12 protein-coding genes are annotated in these 16,613 nt (G+C 44.8%); 10 read left to right on the top strand and 2 right to left on the bottom strand.

The features are described from left to right. Positions 1-53 precede the first annotated feature (53 nt). The 8 genes from sdhC (at position 54) to sucD (ending at position 9,762) form a co-directional block, all read left to right on the top strand. Positions 54-446 carry a succinate dehydrogenase cytochrome b556 subunit gene (gene sdhC / locus R7P69_RS15980; protein WP_017634811.1) on the top strand — a complete coding sequence of 131 codons (393 nt, stop codon included), beginning with the start codon at positions 54-56 and terminating at the stop codon, positions 444-446. Then, entirely contained in the window at positions 440-784 is a 345-nt protein-coding gene (gene sdhD, locus R7P69_RS15975; RefSeq protein ID WP_005382169.1) for a succinate dehydrogenase, hydrophobic membrane anchor protein, read from the top strand. The genes sdhC and sdhD overlap by 7 nt, the downstream gene beginning before the upstream one ends. Next, complete coding sequence (sdhA, locus tag R7P69_RS15970; protein ID WP_005382172.1) at positions 785-2,551, top strand: succinate dehydrogenase flavoprotein subunit; 1,767 nt, start codon at positions 785-787, stop codon at positions 2,549-2,551. Between the two features lie 15 nt (positions 2,552-2,566). Beyond that, positions 2,567-3,277 (top strand): succinate dehydrogenase iron-sulfur subunit, encoded by a 711-nt coding sequence (locus tag R7P69_RS15965; RefSeq protein ID WP_005382174.1) that lies wholly within the window; start codon positions 2,567-2,569, stop codon positions 3,275-3,277. A gap of 171 nt (positions 3,278-3,448) precedes the next feature. Further along, complete coding sequence (sucA, locus tag R7P69_RS15960; protein WP_017634810.1) at positions 3,449-6,274, top strand: 2-oxoglutarate dehydrogenase E1 component; 2,826 nt, start codon at positions 3,449-3,451, stop codon at positions 6,272-6,274. A 28-nt stretch (positions 6,275-6,302) separates the two neighbouring features. Next, a complete protein-coding gene (gene odhB / locus R7P69_RS15955; RefSeq protein ID WP_005382177.1) occupies positions 6,303-7,511 on the top strand; it encodes a 2-oxoglutarate dehydrogenase complex dihydrolipoyllysine-residue succinyltransferase in 1,209 nt (402 codons plus the stop codon). Between the two features lie 212 nt (positions 7,512-7,723). Then, on the top strand, positions 7,724-8,890 hold the full coding sequence (sucC, locus tag R7P69_RS15950; protein WP_005382179.1) for an ADP-forming succinate--CoA ligase subunit beta: 1,167 nt from the start codon (positions 7,724-7,726) through the stop codon (positions 8,888-8,890). Beyond that, positions 8,890-9,762 (top strand): succinate--CoA ligase subunit alpha, encoded by an 873-nt coding sequence (sucD, locus tag R7P69_RS15945; protein WP_005382181.1) that lies wholly within the window; start codon positions 8,890-8,892, stop codon positions 9,760-9,762. Before sucC ends, sucD begins: the two co-directional genes overlap by 1 nt. 119 nt (positions 9,763-9,881) lie before the next feature. Here the strand turns inward: sucD and znuB are convergent, their stop codons facing one another. After that, positions 9,882-10,667, bottom strand: coding sequence for a zinc ABC transporter permease subunit ZnuB (gene znuB, locus R7P69_RS15940; RefSeq protein ID WP_005382183.1), 786 nt, complete (start codon positions 10,665-10,667; stop codon positions 9,882-9,884). Further along, entirely contained in the window at positions 10,660-11,448 is a 789-nt protein-coding gene (gene znuC / locus R7P69_RS15935; protein ID WP_005382185.1) for a zinc ABC transporter ATP-binding protein ZnuC, read from the bottom strand. Before znuC ends, znuB begins: the two co-directional genes overlap by 8 nt. Positions 11,449-11,526: 78 nt before the next feature. On the opposite strand from znuC, the gene znuA reads away from it, so the two are divergent. Both znuA and R7P69_RS15925 read left to right on the top strand, forming a co-directional pair. Then, on the top strand, positions 11,527-12,414 hold the full coding sequence (gene znuA / locus R7P69_RS15930; RefSeq protein ID WP_033906913.1) for a zinc ABC transporter substrate-binding protein ZnuA: 888 nt from the start codon (positions 11,527-11,529) through the stop codon (positions 12,412-12,414). A 202-nt stretch (positions 12,415-12,616) separates the two neighbouring features. Then, positions 12,617-15,994, top strand: a complete 3,378-nt coding sequence (locus R7P69_RS15925) for an AraC family transcriptional regulator (protein ID WP_238952241.1) — start codon at positions 12,617-12,619, stop codon at positions 15,992-15,994. The last annotated feature ends 619 nt before the right edge of the window (positions 15,995-16,613 follow it).

Here is a 16,613-nt window from a genome sequence, read left to right as displayed (position 1 = left end):
TGTACGTTTGGAAGCTGAAATTGGTTATAACAATAAATGCTCAATGGAGCTGAGTGAGCAAGCCCGTGAAAGAAAGAAAGTCAAGACCTGTTAATTTAGATTTACAGACCATCCACTTTCCTATCACAGCAATCGCATCCATCCTACACCGTGTGTCTGGGGTAATTACGTTTGTTGCGGTGGGTATATTACTGTGGTTACTATCCATTTCTCTGTCATCCCCAATGGGTTTTATGGAAGCCGCTGACATCGTCGATAGCTTCTTCGTAAAATTCATCCTGTGGGGAATTCTTACTGCACTTGCCTACCACATCGCAGGTGGTATCCGTCACTTATTGATGGATCTAGGTCACTTTGAAGAACTAGATTCAGGCACGATGAGCGCTAAAGTCGCGTTTGGTGCAACAGCAGTATTATCATTATTGGCGGGGATCTTGGTATGGTAAAACACGTATCTTCATTTGGTCGTAATGGTGTACACGATTTCCTACTAATTCGTGCAACTGCAATCATTATGACGCTATACACGATTTATCTGATTAGCTTCTGTGCATTTTCAGATATCTCTTACGCATCTTGGACCCAATTCTTTGGTGGTACCTTCACTAAAGTATTCACCATGTTGGCACTTGTCTCGATCCTGATTCACGCTTGGGTTGGTTTGTGGCAAGTATTAACTGATTACATTAAGTGCGCGAAACTACGTGGCGCACTACAACTTGGTGTTATTGCCGTGCTATTCGGCTATGTCTTCTCTGGTCTATTTATTCTGTGGGGTGCGTAAGTGTCTATTCCAGTTCGTGAGTTTGATGCCGTAGTAATCGGCGCTGGTGGTGCAGGTATGCGCGCTGCACTACAAATTTCAGAACAAGGCCTATCATGTGCTTTGTTGTCAAAAGTATTTCCAACACGTTCTCATACTGTGTCTGCACAGGGTGGCATTACTGTTGCTCTGGGTAACTCGCACAAAGACGATTGGCAATGGCACATGTACGATACCGTTAAAGGTTCCGACTACATCGGTGACCAGAACGCGATTGAATACATGTGTAAAAATGGTCCTGAGTCAGTTATCGAGCTTGAAAAAATGGGTCTGCCATTCTCTCGTTTCGATAACGGTACCATCTACCAACGTCCATTCGGTGGTCAATCTAAAGAGTTTGGTGGTGAGCAGGCTGCTCGTACAGCCGCTGCTGCAGACCGTACTGGTCACGCACTTCTTCACACGCTTTACCAGCAAAACGTAAAACACAAAACAACCATCTTCTCGGAGTGGTACGCTTTGGATCTTGTGAAAAACCAAGACGGCGCAATCATGGGTTGTACTGCGATTTGTATGGAAACGGGTGAAATCTGTTACTTCAAATCAAAAGCAACCATTCTAGCTACAGGTGGTGCAGGTCGTATTTACGCATCGACCACTAACGCGCACATCAACACGGGTGATGGCGTTGGTATGGCACTTCGCGCAGGCGTTCCAATGCAAGACATGGAAATGTGGCAGTTCCACCCAACAGGTATTGCTGGCGCGGGTGTTCTAGTGACGGAAGGTTGTCGTGGTGAAGGTGGTTACCTTCTAAATAAAGATGGTGAACGCTTCATGGAGCGCTACGCACCAAACGCGAAAGACCTTGCTGGTCGTGACGTGGTTGCTCGTTCAATGATGATTGAAATTCGTGAAGGCCGCGGCTGTGATGGTCCTTGGGGTCCACATATCAAGTTGAAACTTGATCACCTTGGTAAAGAAGTACTTGAATCACGTCTACCAGGTATCTGTGAACTGTCTCGTACATTTGCACACGTTGACCCAGTGAAAGAGCCAATTCCAGTAATTCCAACTTGTCACTACATGATGGGTGGTGTACCTACTCAAGTCTCTGGCCAAGCAATTAAGCAGAAGGCCGACGGTAGCGAGATGGAAGTACAAGGCCTTTACGCATGTGGTGAGATTGCTTCTGTATCGGTACACGGTGCTAACCGTCTGGGTGGCAACTCATTACTAGACTTGGTCGTATTTGGTCGTGCCACTGGCTTGCACCTTGGCGAAACGCTAGCAGCGCAAGCAGAAGCTCGTCCTGCAACAGAATCTGATATTGAAGCGTCTCTAGCGCGTACTATGCGTTGGGAAAACAGCACTGGTGGTGAAGATCCAGTTCAGATTCGTAAAGACCTACAAGCATGCATGCAAAACAGCTTCTCGGTATTCCGTGAAGGCGATGCGATGGCAACCGGTCTAGAAGAGTTGAAAGTGATTCGCGAACGTTTGAAAGACGCGCATCTAGCGGACAAGTCTTCAGAGTTCAACACGCAGCGTATCGAGTGTCTAGAACTTGATAACCTGATGGAAACCGCGTTTTCAACTGCCGTTGCAGCGAACTACCGTACAGAGAGTCGTGGCGCACATGCTCGTTTCGATTTCCCTGAGCGTGATGATGAGAACTGGCTATGTCACTCTATCTACAATCCGGAAACAGAAGCGATGACTAAGCGTGATGTGAACATGACGCCAACGCATCGTGAAGCTTTCCCGCCGAAAGTACGTACATACTAAAGGGAGGATACGACTATGAAATTAAACTTCTCTTTATACCGTTACAATCCGGATGTGGATACTAAGCCTTACATGAAAGAGTATACCCTTGAGGTAGACGAAGGCTCAGACATGATGGTGCTTGATGCATTGATTCTGCTAAAAGAGCAAGATCCAAGCATCGCTTTCCGTCGCTCATGCCGTGAAGGGGTGTGTGGTTCTGATGGTTTGAATATGAATGGTAAAAACGGCCTAGCGTGTATCACACCGTTATCTGCTCTACAAGGCGATAAGATAGTTATTCGTCCACTACCAGGGTTACCTGTCGTGCGCGATCTTATCGTTGACATGACGCAGTTCTATGATAACTATGCGAAAGTTAAACCATTCTTGATTGATGATGGTGCATTACCACCATCACGTGAGAACCTACAATCGCCTGATGATCGTGCGCATTTAGATGGATTGTACGAATGTATCATGTGTGCATGTTGTACAACGTCTTGCCCATCATTCTGGTGGAACCCTGATAAATTCATCGGCCCAGCTGGTCTTCTCGCAGCGTACCGTTGGCTAATTGATAGCCGCGATACGGCAACAGATGAACGTTTGTCTGATCTTGATGATGCATTTAGCGTTTTTCGTTGCCATGGCATCATGAATTGTGTAAGTGTTTGTCCTAAGGGATTAAATCCGACGAAAGCCATCGGTCACATTAAGTCGATGTTGGTTAATCGTTCGGTTTAATTTACTCGCTCTTAGGAGTGTCGCAGTGTTGCGGATCACCCGATATGACCGCTTCACTGCTTCAGTAATATTCGAGTAAAGAATACAAAAATTGCCGACCGTATTTTTAGTCGGCTCTTATAGCTCGGCAAAGACCGAAGCAAACGTGAAAACTACTGGTTAAGGGAAAATATGCACAACGGCGTGATGAAGGCATGGCTCGAGTCTTCACACTTGGCTGGCGCCAATGCAACGTATGTAGAGGACCTCTACGAACTGTATCTAAGTGATCCCGATCTGGTAAGTGAGGAGTGGAAACGTGTTTTTGAAGGCTTGCCTAAGCCATCAGAAGAAGTGGCAGAACAACCACATTCACGTGTCCGTGACTACTTCCGACGACTCGCTAGAGAAACAAAGCATTACAATGTCCAAGTTAGTGACCCAGATGTCGATGCAAAACAAGTAAAAGTTCTACAGCTAATCAACGCATACCGTTTCCGCGGGCATGAAGCTGCAGAATTAGACCCACTAGGTCTATGGCAACGCCCAACAGTGGCGGAGTTAGACCCTGCTTTTCATAATCTTACCGAAGATGACTTCGAAGAAACTTTCAACGTAGGTTCTTTTGCTGTTGGGCAAGAAACCATGAAGTTGAAAGATATCTATGAAGCCCTCAACAAAACTTATTGCGGTTCCATCGGTGCTGAATACATGCACATGACTGACACAGAGCAAAAGCGTTGGATTCAGCAACGCCTTGAGTCTGTCGTAGGCCAGCCATCATTCAACAAAGATGAGAAGCGCACATTCCTAGAAGAGCTAACAGCCGCTGAAGGTTTGGAGCGTTACCTCGGGGCGAAATTCCCAGGTGCAAAACGTTTCTCTTTAGAAGGTGGTGATGCGTTGATTCCGATGACGAAAGAGTTGATTCGTCATGCGGGTACAAGTGGAATGCGTGAAGTGGTTATCGGTATGGCTCACCGCGGTCGTTTGAACATGCTGGTGAACGTACTTGGTAAGAAACCTCAAGACCTGTTTGATGAGTTCGCCGGTAAACACGACGAAACTTGGGGGACGGGTGATGTGAAATATCACCAAGGTTTCTCTGCTGATTTTGCGACTCCAGGCGGTGATGTTCACTTAGCGCTTGCATTTAACCCATCACACCTAGAAATCGTAAACCCGGTAGTCATGGGCTCAGTTCGAGCACGTCAAGACCGCTTGGGTGATAATCAAGGTAGCAAAGTGCTTCCTATCACCATCCACGGTGATTCAGCAATCGCTGGTCAGGGTGTGGTTGCCGAAACGTTCAACATGTCTCTTGCTCGTGGGTTCCAAGTTGGTGGTACGGTACGTATCGTCATCAACAACCAAGTAGGCTTTACGACGTCTAATCCTCGTGACACGCGTTCTACGATGTACTGTACCGATATCGCGAAGATGGTGCAGGCGCCAATTTTCCATGTAAATGCCGATGACCCAGAAGCAGTTGCTTTTGTTACTCGCATTGCATTGGATTACCGTAACGAGTTCAAGCGCGATGTCGTGATCGATCTTGTATGTTACCGTCGCCACGGTCACAATGAGGCGGATGAGCCAAATGCGACTCAGCCTTTGATGTACCAGAAAATCAAAAAGCATCCTACACCACGCAAATTGTATGCAGATGTTCTGATCGATAAAAATGAATCAGATATCGAGACAGCGACTCAGTTAGTCAATGAGTATCGCGATGCATTAGATCGCGGTGAAGTGGTTGTTAAAGAATGGCGTCCAATGGCGTTGCACTCTGTAGACTGGTCCCCTTACTTAGGGCACGAATGGGATATGGAGTGGGATTCAAAATACGACAAGACACGCCTTATTGAGCTAGGCAATCGTCTGTGTCAGTACCCAGAAAGCCATAAACTGCAAAGCCGTGTTAATAAGCTATACAACGATCGTCTAGCAATGATGACCGGTGAAAAAGCTATTGACTGGGGTATGGCTGAAACATTGGCATATGCTACATTGGTTGACGATGGCAAGCGTATTCGTCTTTCTGGTCAGGACTCGGGTCGTGGTACTTTCTTCCACCGTCACTCGGTTCTTCATAACCAAACCGATGCAAGCACTTACATTCCATTAGCGAATATTCATGACAACCAAGGGCCATTCCAAGTCTTTGACTCAGTATTGTCAGAAGAAGCTGTGTTGGCGTTTGAATACGGTTACGCAACAGCCGAACCAGGTGGTTTAACTATCTGGGAAGCACAGTTTGGTGATTTTGCCAACGGTGCACAAGTTGTTATCGACCAGTTTATCTCGTCAGGCGAGCAAAAGTGGGCGCGTTTGTGCGGTCTTACTATGCTTCTACCTCATGGTTATGAAGGTCAAGGTCCTGAGCACTCATCTGCACGTTTAGAGCGTTACCTTCAGCTTTGTGCTGAGCAAAATATGCAGGTTGTGGTTCCTTCAACACCGGCTCAGGTGTACCACATGATTCGTCGTCAGGTTGTACGCCCAATGCGTCGACCTCTCATTGTTATGTCACCGAAATCTTTGCTGCGCCACCCTCTATGTACTTCAACGATTGAAGACTTGGCGGATGGTACATTCCAATCTGCAATTCCAGAAGTAGATGATTTAGAACCAAGCAAAGTGAAACGTGTCGTGTTCTGTGCTGGTAAGGTTTACTTTGACCTACTAGAGCAGCGCCGTAACAACGAGCAAGACGATGTTGCTATCGTGCGTATTGAACAGCTTTACCCATTCCCAATGGAAGAAGTACAAACAGCAATTGCTCAATACACTAACGTTGAAGACTTCGTGTGGTGTCAGGAAGAACCTCAGAACCAAGGTGCTTGGTACTGTAGCCAACATAACTTCCGTGCCGCTATTCCTGCAGGTGCAAATCTTAAATACGCAGGTCGCCCAGCTTCTGCTTCGCCAGCAGTTGGCTACATGTCGGTGCACTTGAAACAACAAAAAGCGTTGGTTGAAGACGCTCTGAACGTGAACTCAAAAACTTCGAATTAAGAACTAGAAGTTAAAGGAAGAAACAGATATGACAATTGAAATTCTGGTTCCAGATTTACCTGAATCAGTTGCTGATGCAACCGTAGCGACATGGCACAAACAACCGGGCGACGCAGTAGAGCGTGACGAGGTTTTGGTTGACATCGAAACAGACAAAGTTGTGCTAGAAGTTCCAGCTCCGGAAGCTGGCGTTTTAGAAGCTATTGTTGAAGCAGAAGGTGCGACAGTACTTTCTAAACAAATCATTGCTAAATTGAAGCCAGGCGCAGTTGCAGGTGAACCAACTGCAGACAAAACAGAAGGTACTGAAGCATCTCCTGATAAGCGTCACAAAGCTGCGCTTAGCGAAGAAAGTAATGACGCACTAAGCCCAGCTGTGCGCCGTTTATTGGCTGAACATGGCTTAGAAGCAAGCCAAGTGAAAGGCACTGGTGTTGGTGGTCGTATTACGCGCGAAGATATTGAAGCGCATCTTGCGAACGCTAAATCTGCGTCAAAAGAAGACTCGCCAGCAGTGGTTGACGTGCCGGCAGCGGCTCGCAGTCAGAAACGTGTTCCAATGACTCGCCTTCGTAAGACAGTTGCTAACCGTTTGCTAGAAGCGAAGAACAACACGGCAATGCTAACGACGTTTAACGAAGTGAACATGAAACCAATCATGGACCTTCGTAAGCAGTACAAAGATCAGTTCGAAGAGCGTCACGGTATTCGTTTGGGCTTCATGTCTTTCTACGTGAAAGCAGTGACAGAAGCGCTTAAGCGTTACCCAGAAGTAAATGCTTCGATTGATGGCGATGACATTGTTTACCACAACTACTTCGACATTAGCATGGCGGTATCAACGCCACGTGGTCTAGTTACACCTGTCCTAAAAGACTGTGACAAGCTTGGTTTCGCTGATGTTGAAAAAGGCATCAAAGAACTGGCTATCAAAGGTCGTGATGGCAAGCTAACGGTAGACGAGCTAATGGGCGGTAACTTCACTATCACAAACGGTGGTGTGTTCGGTTCACTAATGTCTACACCAATCATCAACCCACCTCAATCAGCGATTCTTGGTATGCATAAGATCCAAGAGCGTCCGATGGCAGTGGATGGCAAAGTTGAAATCTTGCCGATGATGTACCTAGCGTTATCTTACGATCACCGCCTAATTGACGGTCGTGAATCAGTTGGTTTCCTAGTAACGATTAAAGAGTTACTAGAGGACCCAGCACGTCTCCTATTAGACGTTTAATATCGCTAAAACGTCTAGTTATCGTAGGTAGCTAGACGTTAAAAATTTCAATGGCTAGACTAGCTCAACGTTTGGCCTTCATTTGAATCCTTCAGTATGAGAACTCATGATAAAGGATTGATTTGAGAAGACCCTACAGACGTACAAGCAGCCAAGACTGCAGCGTTATGGAAATAATAAATCCCTTAAGGGAAAACAAACGGAATATCGAAATGAATTTGCATGAATACCAAGCCAAACAGCTGTTTGCAGAATTCGGTTTGCCTGTGCCAGAAGGCTACGCGTGTGATACACCACAAGAAGCTTTTGAAGCCGCAGGCCGTATTAGTACAGCCAAGAAAGTAGTTAAATGTCAGGTTCACGCTGGTGGCCGTGGTAAAGCGGGTGGCGTAGAGCTACACGATACAAAAGAAGGCGTTAAAGAGTTTGCACAGAAGTGGTTAGGTAAAAACCTAGTAACTTACCAAACAGACGCAAATGGTCAGCCAGTAACAAAAATCCTTGTTGAAGAAGCTTCAAATATTGCGAACGAACTATACCTAGGTGCGGTAGTTGACCGTGCTAGCCGTAAGATCGTTTTCATGGCTTCTACCGAAGGTGGTGTGGAAATTGAAAAAGTTGCGGAAGAAACGCCGGAACTCATCCACAAAGCAGCAATTGACCCACTAGTAGGTCCACAAGCTTACCAAGGTCGTGAGCTAGCGTTCAAACTTGGTCTTGAAGGCGACCAAATCAAACAATTCGTTAAGATCTTTATGGGTCTTGGCACTATGTTTTCTCAGTACGATCTTGCTCTGCTAGAGATCAACCCACTTGTGATTACTGGTGAAGGCAACTTGCTATGTCTTGACGGTAAGATCAACATCGACTCAAACGCACTGTACCGTCAGCCTAAGCTTCGTGAAATGCACGATCCTTCACAAGAAGATGAGCGTGAAGCACACGCAGCTCAGTGGGAGCTGAACTACGTAGCACTAGACGGTAACGTTGGCTGTATGGTTAACGGTGCAGGCCTAGCAATGGGTACGATGGATATCGTAAACCTACACGGCGGCAAACCAGCTAACTTCTTAGATGTAGGTGGCGGCGCGACGAAAGAGCGTGTTGCTGAAGCATTCAAGATCATCCTATCTGATGACAATGTGAAAGCGGTACTTGTTAACATCTTCGGTGGTATTGTACGTTGTGACATGATCGCAGAAGGTATTATCGGTGCGGTTAAAGAGGTAGGCGTAAGCGTACCTGTTGTTGTTCGTCTTGAAGGTACTAACGCTGACCTAGGTCGCGAAGTTCTTGCTAATTCTGATGTTGATATCATTGCTGCTGAGTCGCTAACTGATGCTGCTCAGAAAGTTGTTGCTGCTGCGGAGGCTAAATAATGTCTGTATTAATTAACAAAGACACTAAAGTAATCTGTCAGGGGTTCACTGGTGGTCAAGGTACTTTCCACTCAGAGCAAGCTATCGCATACGGTACGCAAATGGTTGGCGGTGTGTCTCCAGGTAAAGGTGGCCAAACTCACCTAGGTCTTCCTGTATTCAACACAGTTCGTGAAGCAGTAGAAGCGACTGGTGCAACAGCGACAGTCATCTACGTACCAGCACCTTTCTGTAAAGATGCAATCCTAGAAGCGATTGACGCGGGTATCGAGCTAATCGTAACGATTACTGAAGGTATCCCTACAACAGATATGATCGACGTGAAAGTGAAGCTAGAAGAAACTGGCGTTCGCATGATCGGTCCTAACTGTCCGGGTGTTATCACTCCTGATGAGTGTAAGATCGGTATCATGCCTGGTCACATTCACAAGAAAGGCAAAGTAGGTATCGTATCTCGTAGCGGTACTCTAACTTACGAAGCAGTTAAACAAACCACTGACGAAGGTTTCGGCCAGTCTACTTGTGTTGGTATCGGTGGTGACCCAATCCCGGGTTCAAACTTCATTGATATCCTAAAACTGTTCCAAGAAGACCCTGAGACAGAAGCGATCGTTATGATCGGTGAGATCGGTGGTACTGCAGAAGAAGAAGCAGCAGCATACATTAAAGAAAATGTAACGAAGCCAGTGGTTTCTTACATTGCTGGTGTAACTGCACCTCCTGGTAAGCGTATGGGCCATGCTGGTGCGATTATCTCTGGTGGTAAAGGTACTGCTGAAGACAAATTTGCTGCACTAGAAGCGGCTGGCGTTAAAACTGTGAAATCTCTAGCAGAGATTGGCCAAGGTCTACGTGAAGTGACGGGTTGGTAATCGACCACACTACTTAATAAGTATTAAAAAGCCTGCGATTTCGCAGGCTTTTCTTTTTCCGTTTCCGTGGGTTTATGTTTGTTGTTAGCAAGGTCTTTCGCGTTTAATACTCAATGCGATTATGCTTTGCTTTTAATCAGCTGGCTCAGCATGAATAAGGATGTTGCGCTGATCACTACGGAAGGGCCGGCTGGTGTATCGAAGTGCCATGATAGGCTAAGCCCCATCAGTACTGCCACTGAGCCAATAATGGATGCGAACAATGCCATTTGCTCTGGTGATGAAGAGACTTTACGTGCTGTTGCTGCTGGGATAATTAGGAGCGAAGTCATGATCAACGCGCCAACGAACTTCATACCTACTGCGATTACTACACCCACCATTAGCATTAACACCAATCTAACTAAGTCTGTATTCACGCCCTCAACAGCGGCAAGTTCTTCACTAACAGTGCTAGAAAGCAGTGGGCGCCAGAAGACGTACAAACACGCACTTACCGCAACAACACCTGCGTAAATAAACATCAGATCTTGTGGAGAGACGGCAAGTAAGTCCCCAAATAGGTAGCTCATTAAATCGACGCGCACGTTTTCCAAAAAGCTAACCGATACTAAACCGATAGAGAGTGCACTGTGTGCCAAGATACCTAACAACGTGTCTGTAGCCACAAGTTGTTGCTTTTGCAGAGTGACAAGCAAAACGGCCAGAGCTAAACAGCAGACGAGTAGCGCAAGGTAGAGATTTACGTTGAGCAAGAAGCCCAGCGCTAGGCCCATTAACGATGCATGAGCTAGGGTATCTCCGAAGTAAGCCATTTTACGCCAAACGACAAATGACCCAAGTGGACCGGCAATGATCGCGATACCAATACCAGCAAGAATAGAAGGTAGGAGAAACTCAATCATGATGGTGATGTCCGTGTTTATGGTGGGAGCATGATGTCGCATCACCGCTTACTGGCGTTCCGGATAAATCGTGATGATGGTGCTCATGGTCGTGATGATAAAACGCGAGAGATTCTCTCGCTGCATTGCCAAATAGCGCGATGTAAGAAGGGTGCTGAGTAATAGTGGCAGGTGAACCTGAGCAGCAAACATGGTGATGCAGACAAATAACATCGTCCGTTTTCGCCATCACTAAATGTAAGTCATGCGATACCATAAATACGCCACAATCAAAGCGGTGACGAATGCTCTCAATTAAGTCATAGAGATCGATTTGACCTTGGATATCCACCCCCTGAGCTGGTTCGTCTAATACTAATAGCTGAGGACGCTGAAGCAGAGCGCGCGCCAGTAACACTCGTTGGTTTTCACCACCGGATAAGCGATGCATATTACTATTAAGTAAATGTTCAGCGCCAACAAGCCTTAATGCATCAATGCACTCCTGCTTACTGTATTTTCCTGCTAAATTTAGGAAGCGGGTTACATTCAATGGAAGGGAGTCATTGAGCTTCAACTTTTGAGGAACGTAACCAATTTTCAGTTTTCTTTGTCGGTTCAACTTGCCGCTAGTCGGCTTTTGAAGACCTAAGATAACTTTGACTAACGTTGATTTTCCCGCTCCATTGGGACCAATTAGGGTAGTTATTTTGCCCTTTTCTAATTCCATACTAATGTTATCGAGAACTCTGCGGCCATCGAACTCGACGCATAACTGCTCAAGATGGACTAAGGAAGACATGAATGAAACTCATTTGCAAATCAATAATGTTATAATGTAACATTATCTCACTTTCCACGCCATATCCCAAGTAAAACTATGAAAAGAGCATTAATTCTTGCTGCCTCAGCAATGTTAACACTGCCAGCACAGGCGGTAACGGTACTGACGAGTATCAAACCTATTCAGTTGTTAGTAACAGAGCTTACTCAAGGAGTAACTTCACCAGACGTGCTATTGCAGTCTAACACATCACCCCATGACTATGCTTTGCGTCCATCGGATGTTAAAAAGGTCGCTTCGGCTGATTTGGTTATCTGGTACGGACATGATCTTGAACCGTTTCTAGAGAAAGTTGTTTCGGATAGATCGAATACTTTGACTATTAGTCAAATTCCAAATCTAGAATTGCGTGAATTTGATAGTGAGCACAACCATGACCATGATGGGCACGATCATGGCTCACATGATCCGCACTTTTGGCTAGGTGTAAGCCAAGCACAACAAGTGGCCAAGGCTGTTGTGAATCAACTTGTATCACTTGATCCGGAAAATGCAGCTCAATATCAAGCGAACCTCAAAAAGTTTGAACTCGAGCTAAAAGACACTGACCAACAGATAAAGCAGAAGCTGGCACCAGTAAAAAACAAAGGTTACTTTGTATTCCATGATGCTTACGGTTATTTCGAAGATCGTTATGAACTAAATCAAATGGGGCATTTTACTGTGAGCCCAGAACGCAAGCCAGGAGCGAAGACCTTAATTCAAATTCGTCAAAAGCTAAGTGGTGGAGATGTGGCTTGTGTATTTTCTGAACCTCAGTTTACCCCGGCTGTCGTTCAGAGCGTAATGAGAGGCAGTGATGTCGCTAAAGGCGAGCTTGACCCGTTAGGGAGTACAATTGAAGCAAAACCTGGCAGTTACTTTACTTTTCTCAACAATATGGCGAATAGTTTTGAGCAATGCTTGAACAAAAAGTCAGATTAAGTGCTGTCGTAATGTAGGAGTAGTCTTTTTAACGTGATCCAGTAGTAAGAATTACAACCTTTGGTAAGGCGAGCCTTTTCTCAGAAAGTAATTGAGATATCATTACCAATAATTATCAGCTCAAAATAACCGTATCAATCCATGTTTTACAAACGATGAACGGTCACTTTCAGAGCACAAATTGATACAAAAGGTTTTCGTCTTGCTACGCCAATTAGCCCTTGCTCTGTTGGGCTTTGTCTTATCCTACCAAGCATTTGCGCTTCATAATGCAAATGCAATCTTTTACCCTTTGCCAACTCAGGCAAAGGGTACTTTTATCGCGGCTAAAAAGTTGTTCTTGGGTGAAAAGGGCGGTTTGTGGATTCATGACGTACACGGACGAGTCCTGTTTTACGATGGTCAAACTATATTGCCTAAATCAGGTAGCTTCCTACAAACGTCGGCTAAGCAGTTGGCTTATCATAAAGGTGCTTTTTGGACCTTTATTGAAAATGAGGTCTATCGAACCTATCCAAATCAGGAACGACGTTTAGTCTTTAGTTTAAATCCAGGCTCACAAATAAGAAAAATAGGGTCTTCAAAGAACTATATTTGGGTGAGTGATGGCGCGCATTTCTATACCTACAATATCGACACTAGCGAGTTAAACTCTTTCTCTCTATTGCAGCTCTATCAACATAGTAATAATAGCTACGTTTACATTAATGATGCGGTGCTAGTTGAAACCAAGTGGGCACTAGCAACGACTTCCGGCTTCTATCTTTCTGAAGGTGATAAGTTTGACCATGTCGCTGCCTCAGGTCAAAACTACATTGAGAAAGTCTATTATTCACACACGCGAAGAGAAATTTTGATAGGTACATTGCGTGGCGCTTTAATTTTCAACATTTACCAGCCTGATAAAGAAGTGATTAGAATTGGCGGCTCACATGTTTTGACATTCGCAGAGACAAATCAAGAGTACTGGGTGGGGACAGAGCATGGCCTTTATTTGTACTCATTTTTTTCAGGTGAGGTCACCGAAGTCGCGCCTGCAAGTTTTCTTGAGTTAGAGTTAGATAACACGAAGATTTATTCGTTGTTGAGTGACAATATGGGAGGGATGTGGATTGCGACTAACCAAGGTATTCGTTATTACTCGCTATTTAGTAAAAAATTTGAACGAGTGACCTTTAGTAGTTATGACTCACACACCCTATCAGGACGAATTCGGCAAACTATTGAAGGTCCTGATGGTGCGCTTTGGTTTGCTGATGACCGAAAGATTTATCGTTCAGGAAAGAGTGGGATTAACCAAGTCTTAGAGTTGGAGTCGCAGATCAATGAATTTGCGTTTCAAAACGGCATGCTTTGGCTTGCAACCTCAAAAGGGCTGGAAATATTTGAGCTAAATGGTCTCAACAAGATTACATTTCCTTATTTACAGGTTATGGCCGGACATGCCGTAGAGCATGTGACCGTTGATGGTGATGACCGTCTTTGGGTATCAAGCGGATACCATCTTTACAATGTTGATACTGCTGCACAAAGCGTACGAAACTTTGGAAGTGAGTGGCTGGTAAGTCAGTATTTGCCTGCTAAGGTTACGCGCCTATATGATACTGAAGACGCCCTATTAATAGGCACCGATCATGGCGTATACCAATACAGTAATGACAACATCCAGTTTATCCGTTTTTCAGAAAAGTTTGGTGAATCATTAGACATGACCACGGCGGTTGATGGCAGCCAGTGGTTTGCTTCATCTTATGGTGTGTTTAAAACTGATACACGAAGCGATGAAAAACGTGTTGTTGAAATGAGTGAGCCCAACGCCAGACCTGCTTGCTTGATCAGAGACAGGCAAGGTGTATGGTTAGCTTCCTCTGTCGGTTTAAGCTATTACCACCTTTCGGGTGAGTTAGTGAAACATTACTCATCATCATCAGGCTTAATGAACAATGAGTTCCTCCCTGGTATTTGTAGCGTTATACAGCAGACAGAAATTGGTGAGCGAGAGCTTGTTCTGGGGTCGAAGTACGGACTCGTAAAAGCAGAAGCATCCAAGCTGCTTGTATCTAATCCCCCAGAGTCTATGTTTATTGTTAGCCAAGTTGTGCTTGAAAATGAAGTTCTGCAAGTTGGTAGTGCCGATCTGAATGGGCTCACACTGCCATATGGATCTTCGCTGAGTTTTTTATTCGGTGTGATGCCAAAACCAGACAGTCAAAATTTGTACTATCGATTGAACAACGATGACCCATGGCAAACGTTAGAGGGGGGCCAACTGACACTCGAGCACCTTAGTTCCGGTGAATATCACTTGCAGGTCAGTAATGAGTCTCAAGTTGCCACTGGAGTCGTTGGTTTAGAATCTCACTTTATCGTCCTTCATCCTTGGTATCTATCGCGATTTGCTATTTTAGGCTTTGTCGTAGCTAGTATTGCGGTCGTCGCATTACTTGTTTTCTGGCGCTCTCGCTACGTTGTACAGGCTAACCGTGATCTAGCAGCTCAAGTGACTCTCAAAACGAATCAGTTAAGACATCAAAGTAGAGTGTTGCTTACGAGCAACCAGCAATTACGTAAACAGATTCAAGTTAGAAACCTACTCGTAGACCATGTAGCTCTATCCATAAAATCAAGCGTCGACTTTATTGTGGCGAAACTACCTATGCCTCTCGATACTGCGACGGAGGAGCATTTGGCTAAAACGAATTGGCAGTTAAATGAACTCAAAAGCGTTCCAAGTGATGTAAGTGGTGGGAGTCAGAACTACAACTTGAGTCAGATAACTCAGTCAGTGGTTGATGTATGGCAAGATGACTTTGCAAAAGCGGGTATTTTGGTAGAGCTAGAAGATGAGAGTAAGCAGAGCCGGGTTGCTCTGGAAAGCTTTAATCTTGATGTTATTTTCAATAGCATTTTTGCCAATATCATCAAGCGCTCTTTCCGGGGTCAAACGGTTAGAATTATGCTAGAAAAGGGGCATGATATTGTGTCATTGAGCTTTCTTGATTACGGGACGCAATTACCTAATAAAGTCGCGACTGGGCTTCCATCTAACTTAAATCACTCTGAGTTGAGTATTGACCACCTTGCCCAACTAGTGACAACGAGTGGTGGTTATTTGGCTGTCTTCTCTTCTGATGCTCAAAACAAAGTCGAGATTACATGGCCATCTGCGAAGGAAAGTAGTTATCTGGATGAACCGCAGCAAGAACTCAATCCTGTAACTATTGCAGAAGATCAAGTCACACCAGAGAAAGAGTGGTTGCAAAAAGTCTATCAATTAGTGGCAGAGCATTACCATGATCCTGAATTTGGCACTGCGTCAGCCGCTAAAATGCTGTATATGTCTGAACGCTCTTTGCAGAGACGTTTTAAATCTGCCTCGTCAAGAACGTTAAAAGACTATGTCACAGAGGTTCGTTTAGAAACGGCGTGTGAACAGTTATTGGCGGGTGAGAAAATCAGTGAAGTCGCCTTTAACTGTGGCTTTAATGATCCATCTTACTTTAGCCAAAAGTTTAAGCTGCATTTTGGTTTGCCCCCTTCCAAGTTTGCTTTGACTCAAGAAAGCCAAGAAATTAACTAGAAAACCTTCATTATACGCTCCCTAGTTAATAGTTAATAGTTAATAGTTAATAGTTAATAGTTAAGATGCTGGGGAGCTGCATACAGTGCTCTATTATTGCTGCAGTTGCTAACGCAGTAAGTTTCATTGTTTCTTCATCACATCTAGCCTACAAATCCATTCTCAACACGTAAGCACGATCACGTTCTATCTGTTAGTCGCGATGTTCATAGCAATAAGCATAAATGGCTTCAAGAGAATGATTTACTGATAGTTGCAACAAATAAATGACAGTTGTATTGCTGTATCAAAAGAGCGTGGTTCATTTGGGGGAGTGATGGCATGCGACATTCGTGAAAACGAAAACTGTGTTGAAAAGATGAATAAGGTAAAGAAGTTTTGAAAGAGGTGAAAAAAAATATCGTGGTATAGCCGGGGGGACTATACCACGGGTGTCAAGGACACCTTCGCTTGCTGCCGGAGTGACATGTTGCCATGCCACCTCTGGAATTTATTAGAGAGGTTGCCCTCTCGATGGAGTAACTATACGAGAGGTTACTTATTTTTCTTATAAAAATAACGCCATGTTTATATGAGAAAAGCGACAACGTTTGGTTTTTTACTTAAACCATTGTTTTAA

This window comes from Vibrio sp. 661 (genome assembly GCF_033339315.1).
GTDB classification, from domain to species: Bacteria; Pseudomonadota; Gammaproteobacteria; order Enterobacterales; family Vibrionaceae; genus Vibrio; species Vibrio alginolyticus.
This window is presented reverse-complemented; position numbering and strand designations above follow the sequence as displayed.

Coding starts and splice junctions, on each gene's coding strand:
- R7P69_RS15965 (WP_005382174.1), top strand. CDS start 2,567: ATGAAATTAAACTTCTCTTTATACCGTTACAATCCGGATGTGGATACT.
- sucA (WP_017634810.1), top strand. CDS start 3,449: ATGCACAACGGCGTGATGAAGGCATGGCTCGAGTCTTCACACTTGGCT.
- znuB (WP_005382183.1), bottom strand. CDS start 10,667: ATGATTGAGTTTCTCCTACCTTCTATTCTTGCTGGTATTGGTATCGCG.
- znuA (WP_033906913.1), top strand. CDS start 11,527: ATGAAAAGAGCATTAATTCTTGCTGCCTCAGCAATGTTAACACTGCCA.
- sucC (WP_005382179.1), top strand. CDS start 7,724: ATGAATTTGCATGAATACCAAGCCAAACAGCTGTTTGCAGAATTCGGT.
- odhB (WP_005382177.1), top strand. CDS start 6,303: ATGACAATTGAAATTCTGGTTCCAGATTTACCTGAATCAGTTGCTGAT.
- sdhD (WP_005382169.1), top strand. CDS start 440: ATGGTAAAACACGTATCTTCATTTGGTCGTAATGGTGTACACGATTTC.
- znuC (WP_005382185.1), bottom strand. CDS start 11,448: ATGTCTTCCTTAGTCCATCTTGAGCAGTTATGCGTCGAGTTCGATGGC.
- sucD (WP_005382181.1), top strand. CDS start 8,890: ATGTCTGTATTAATTAACAAAGACACTAAAGTAATCTGTCAGGGGTTC.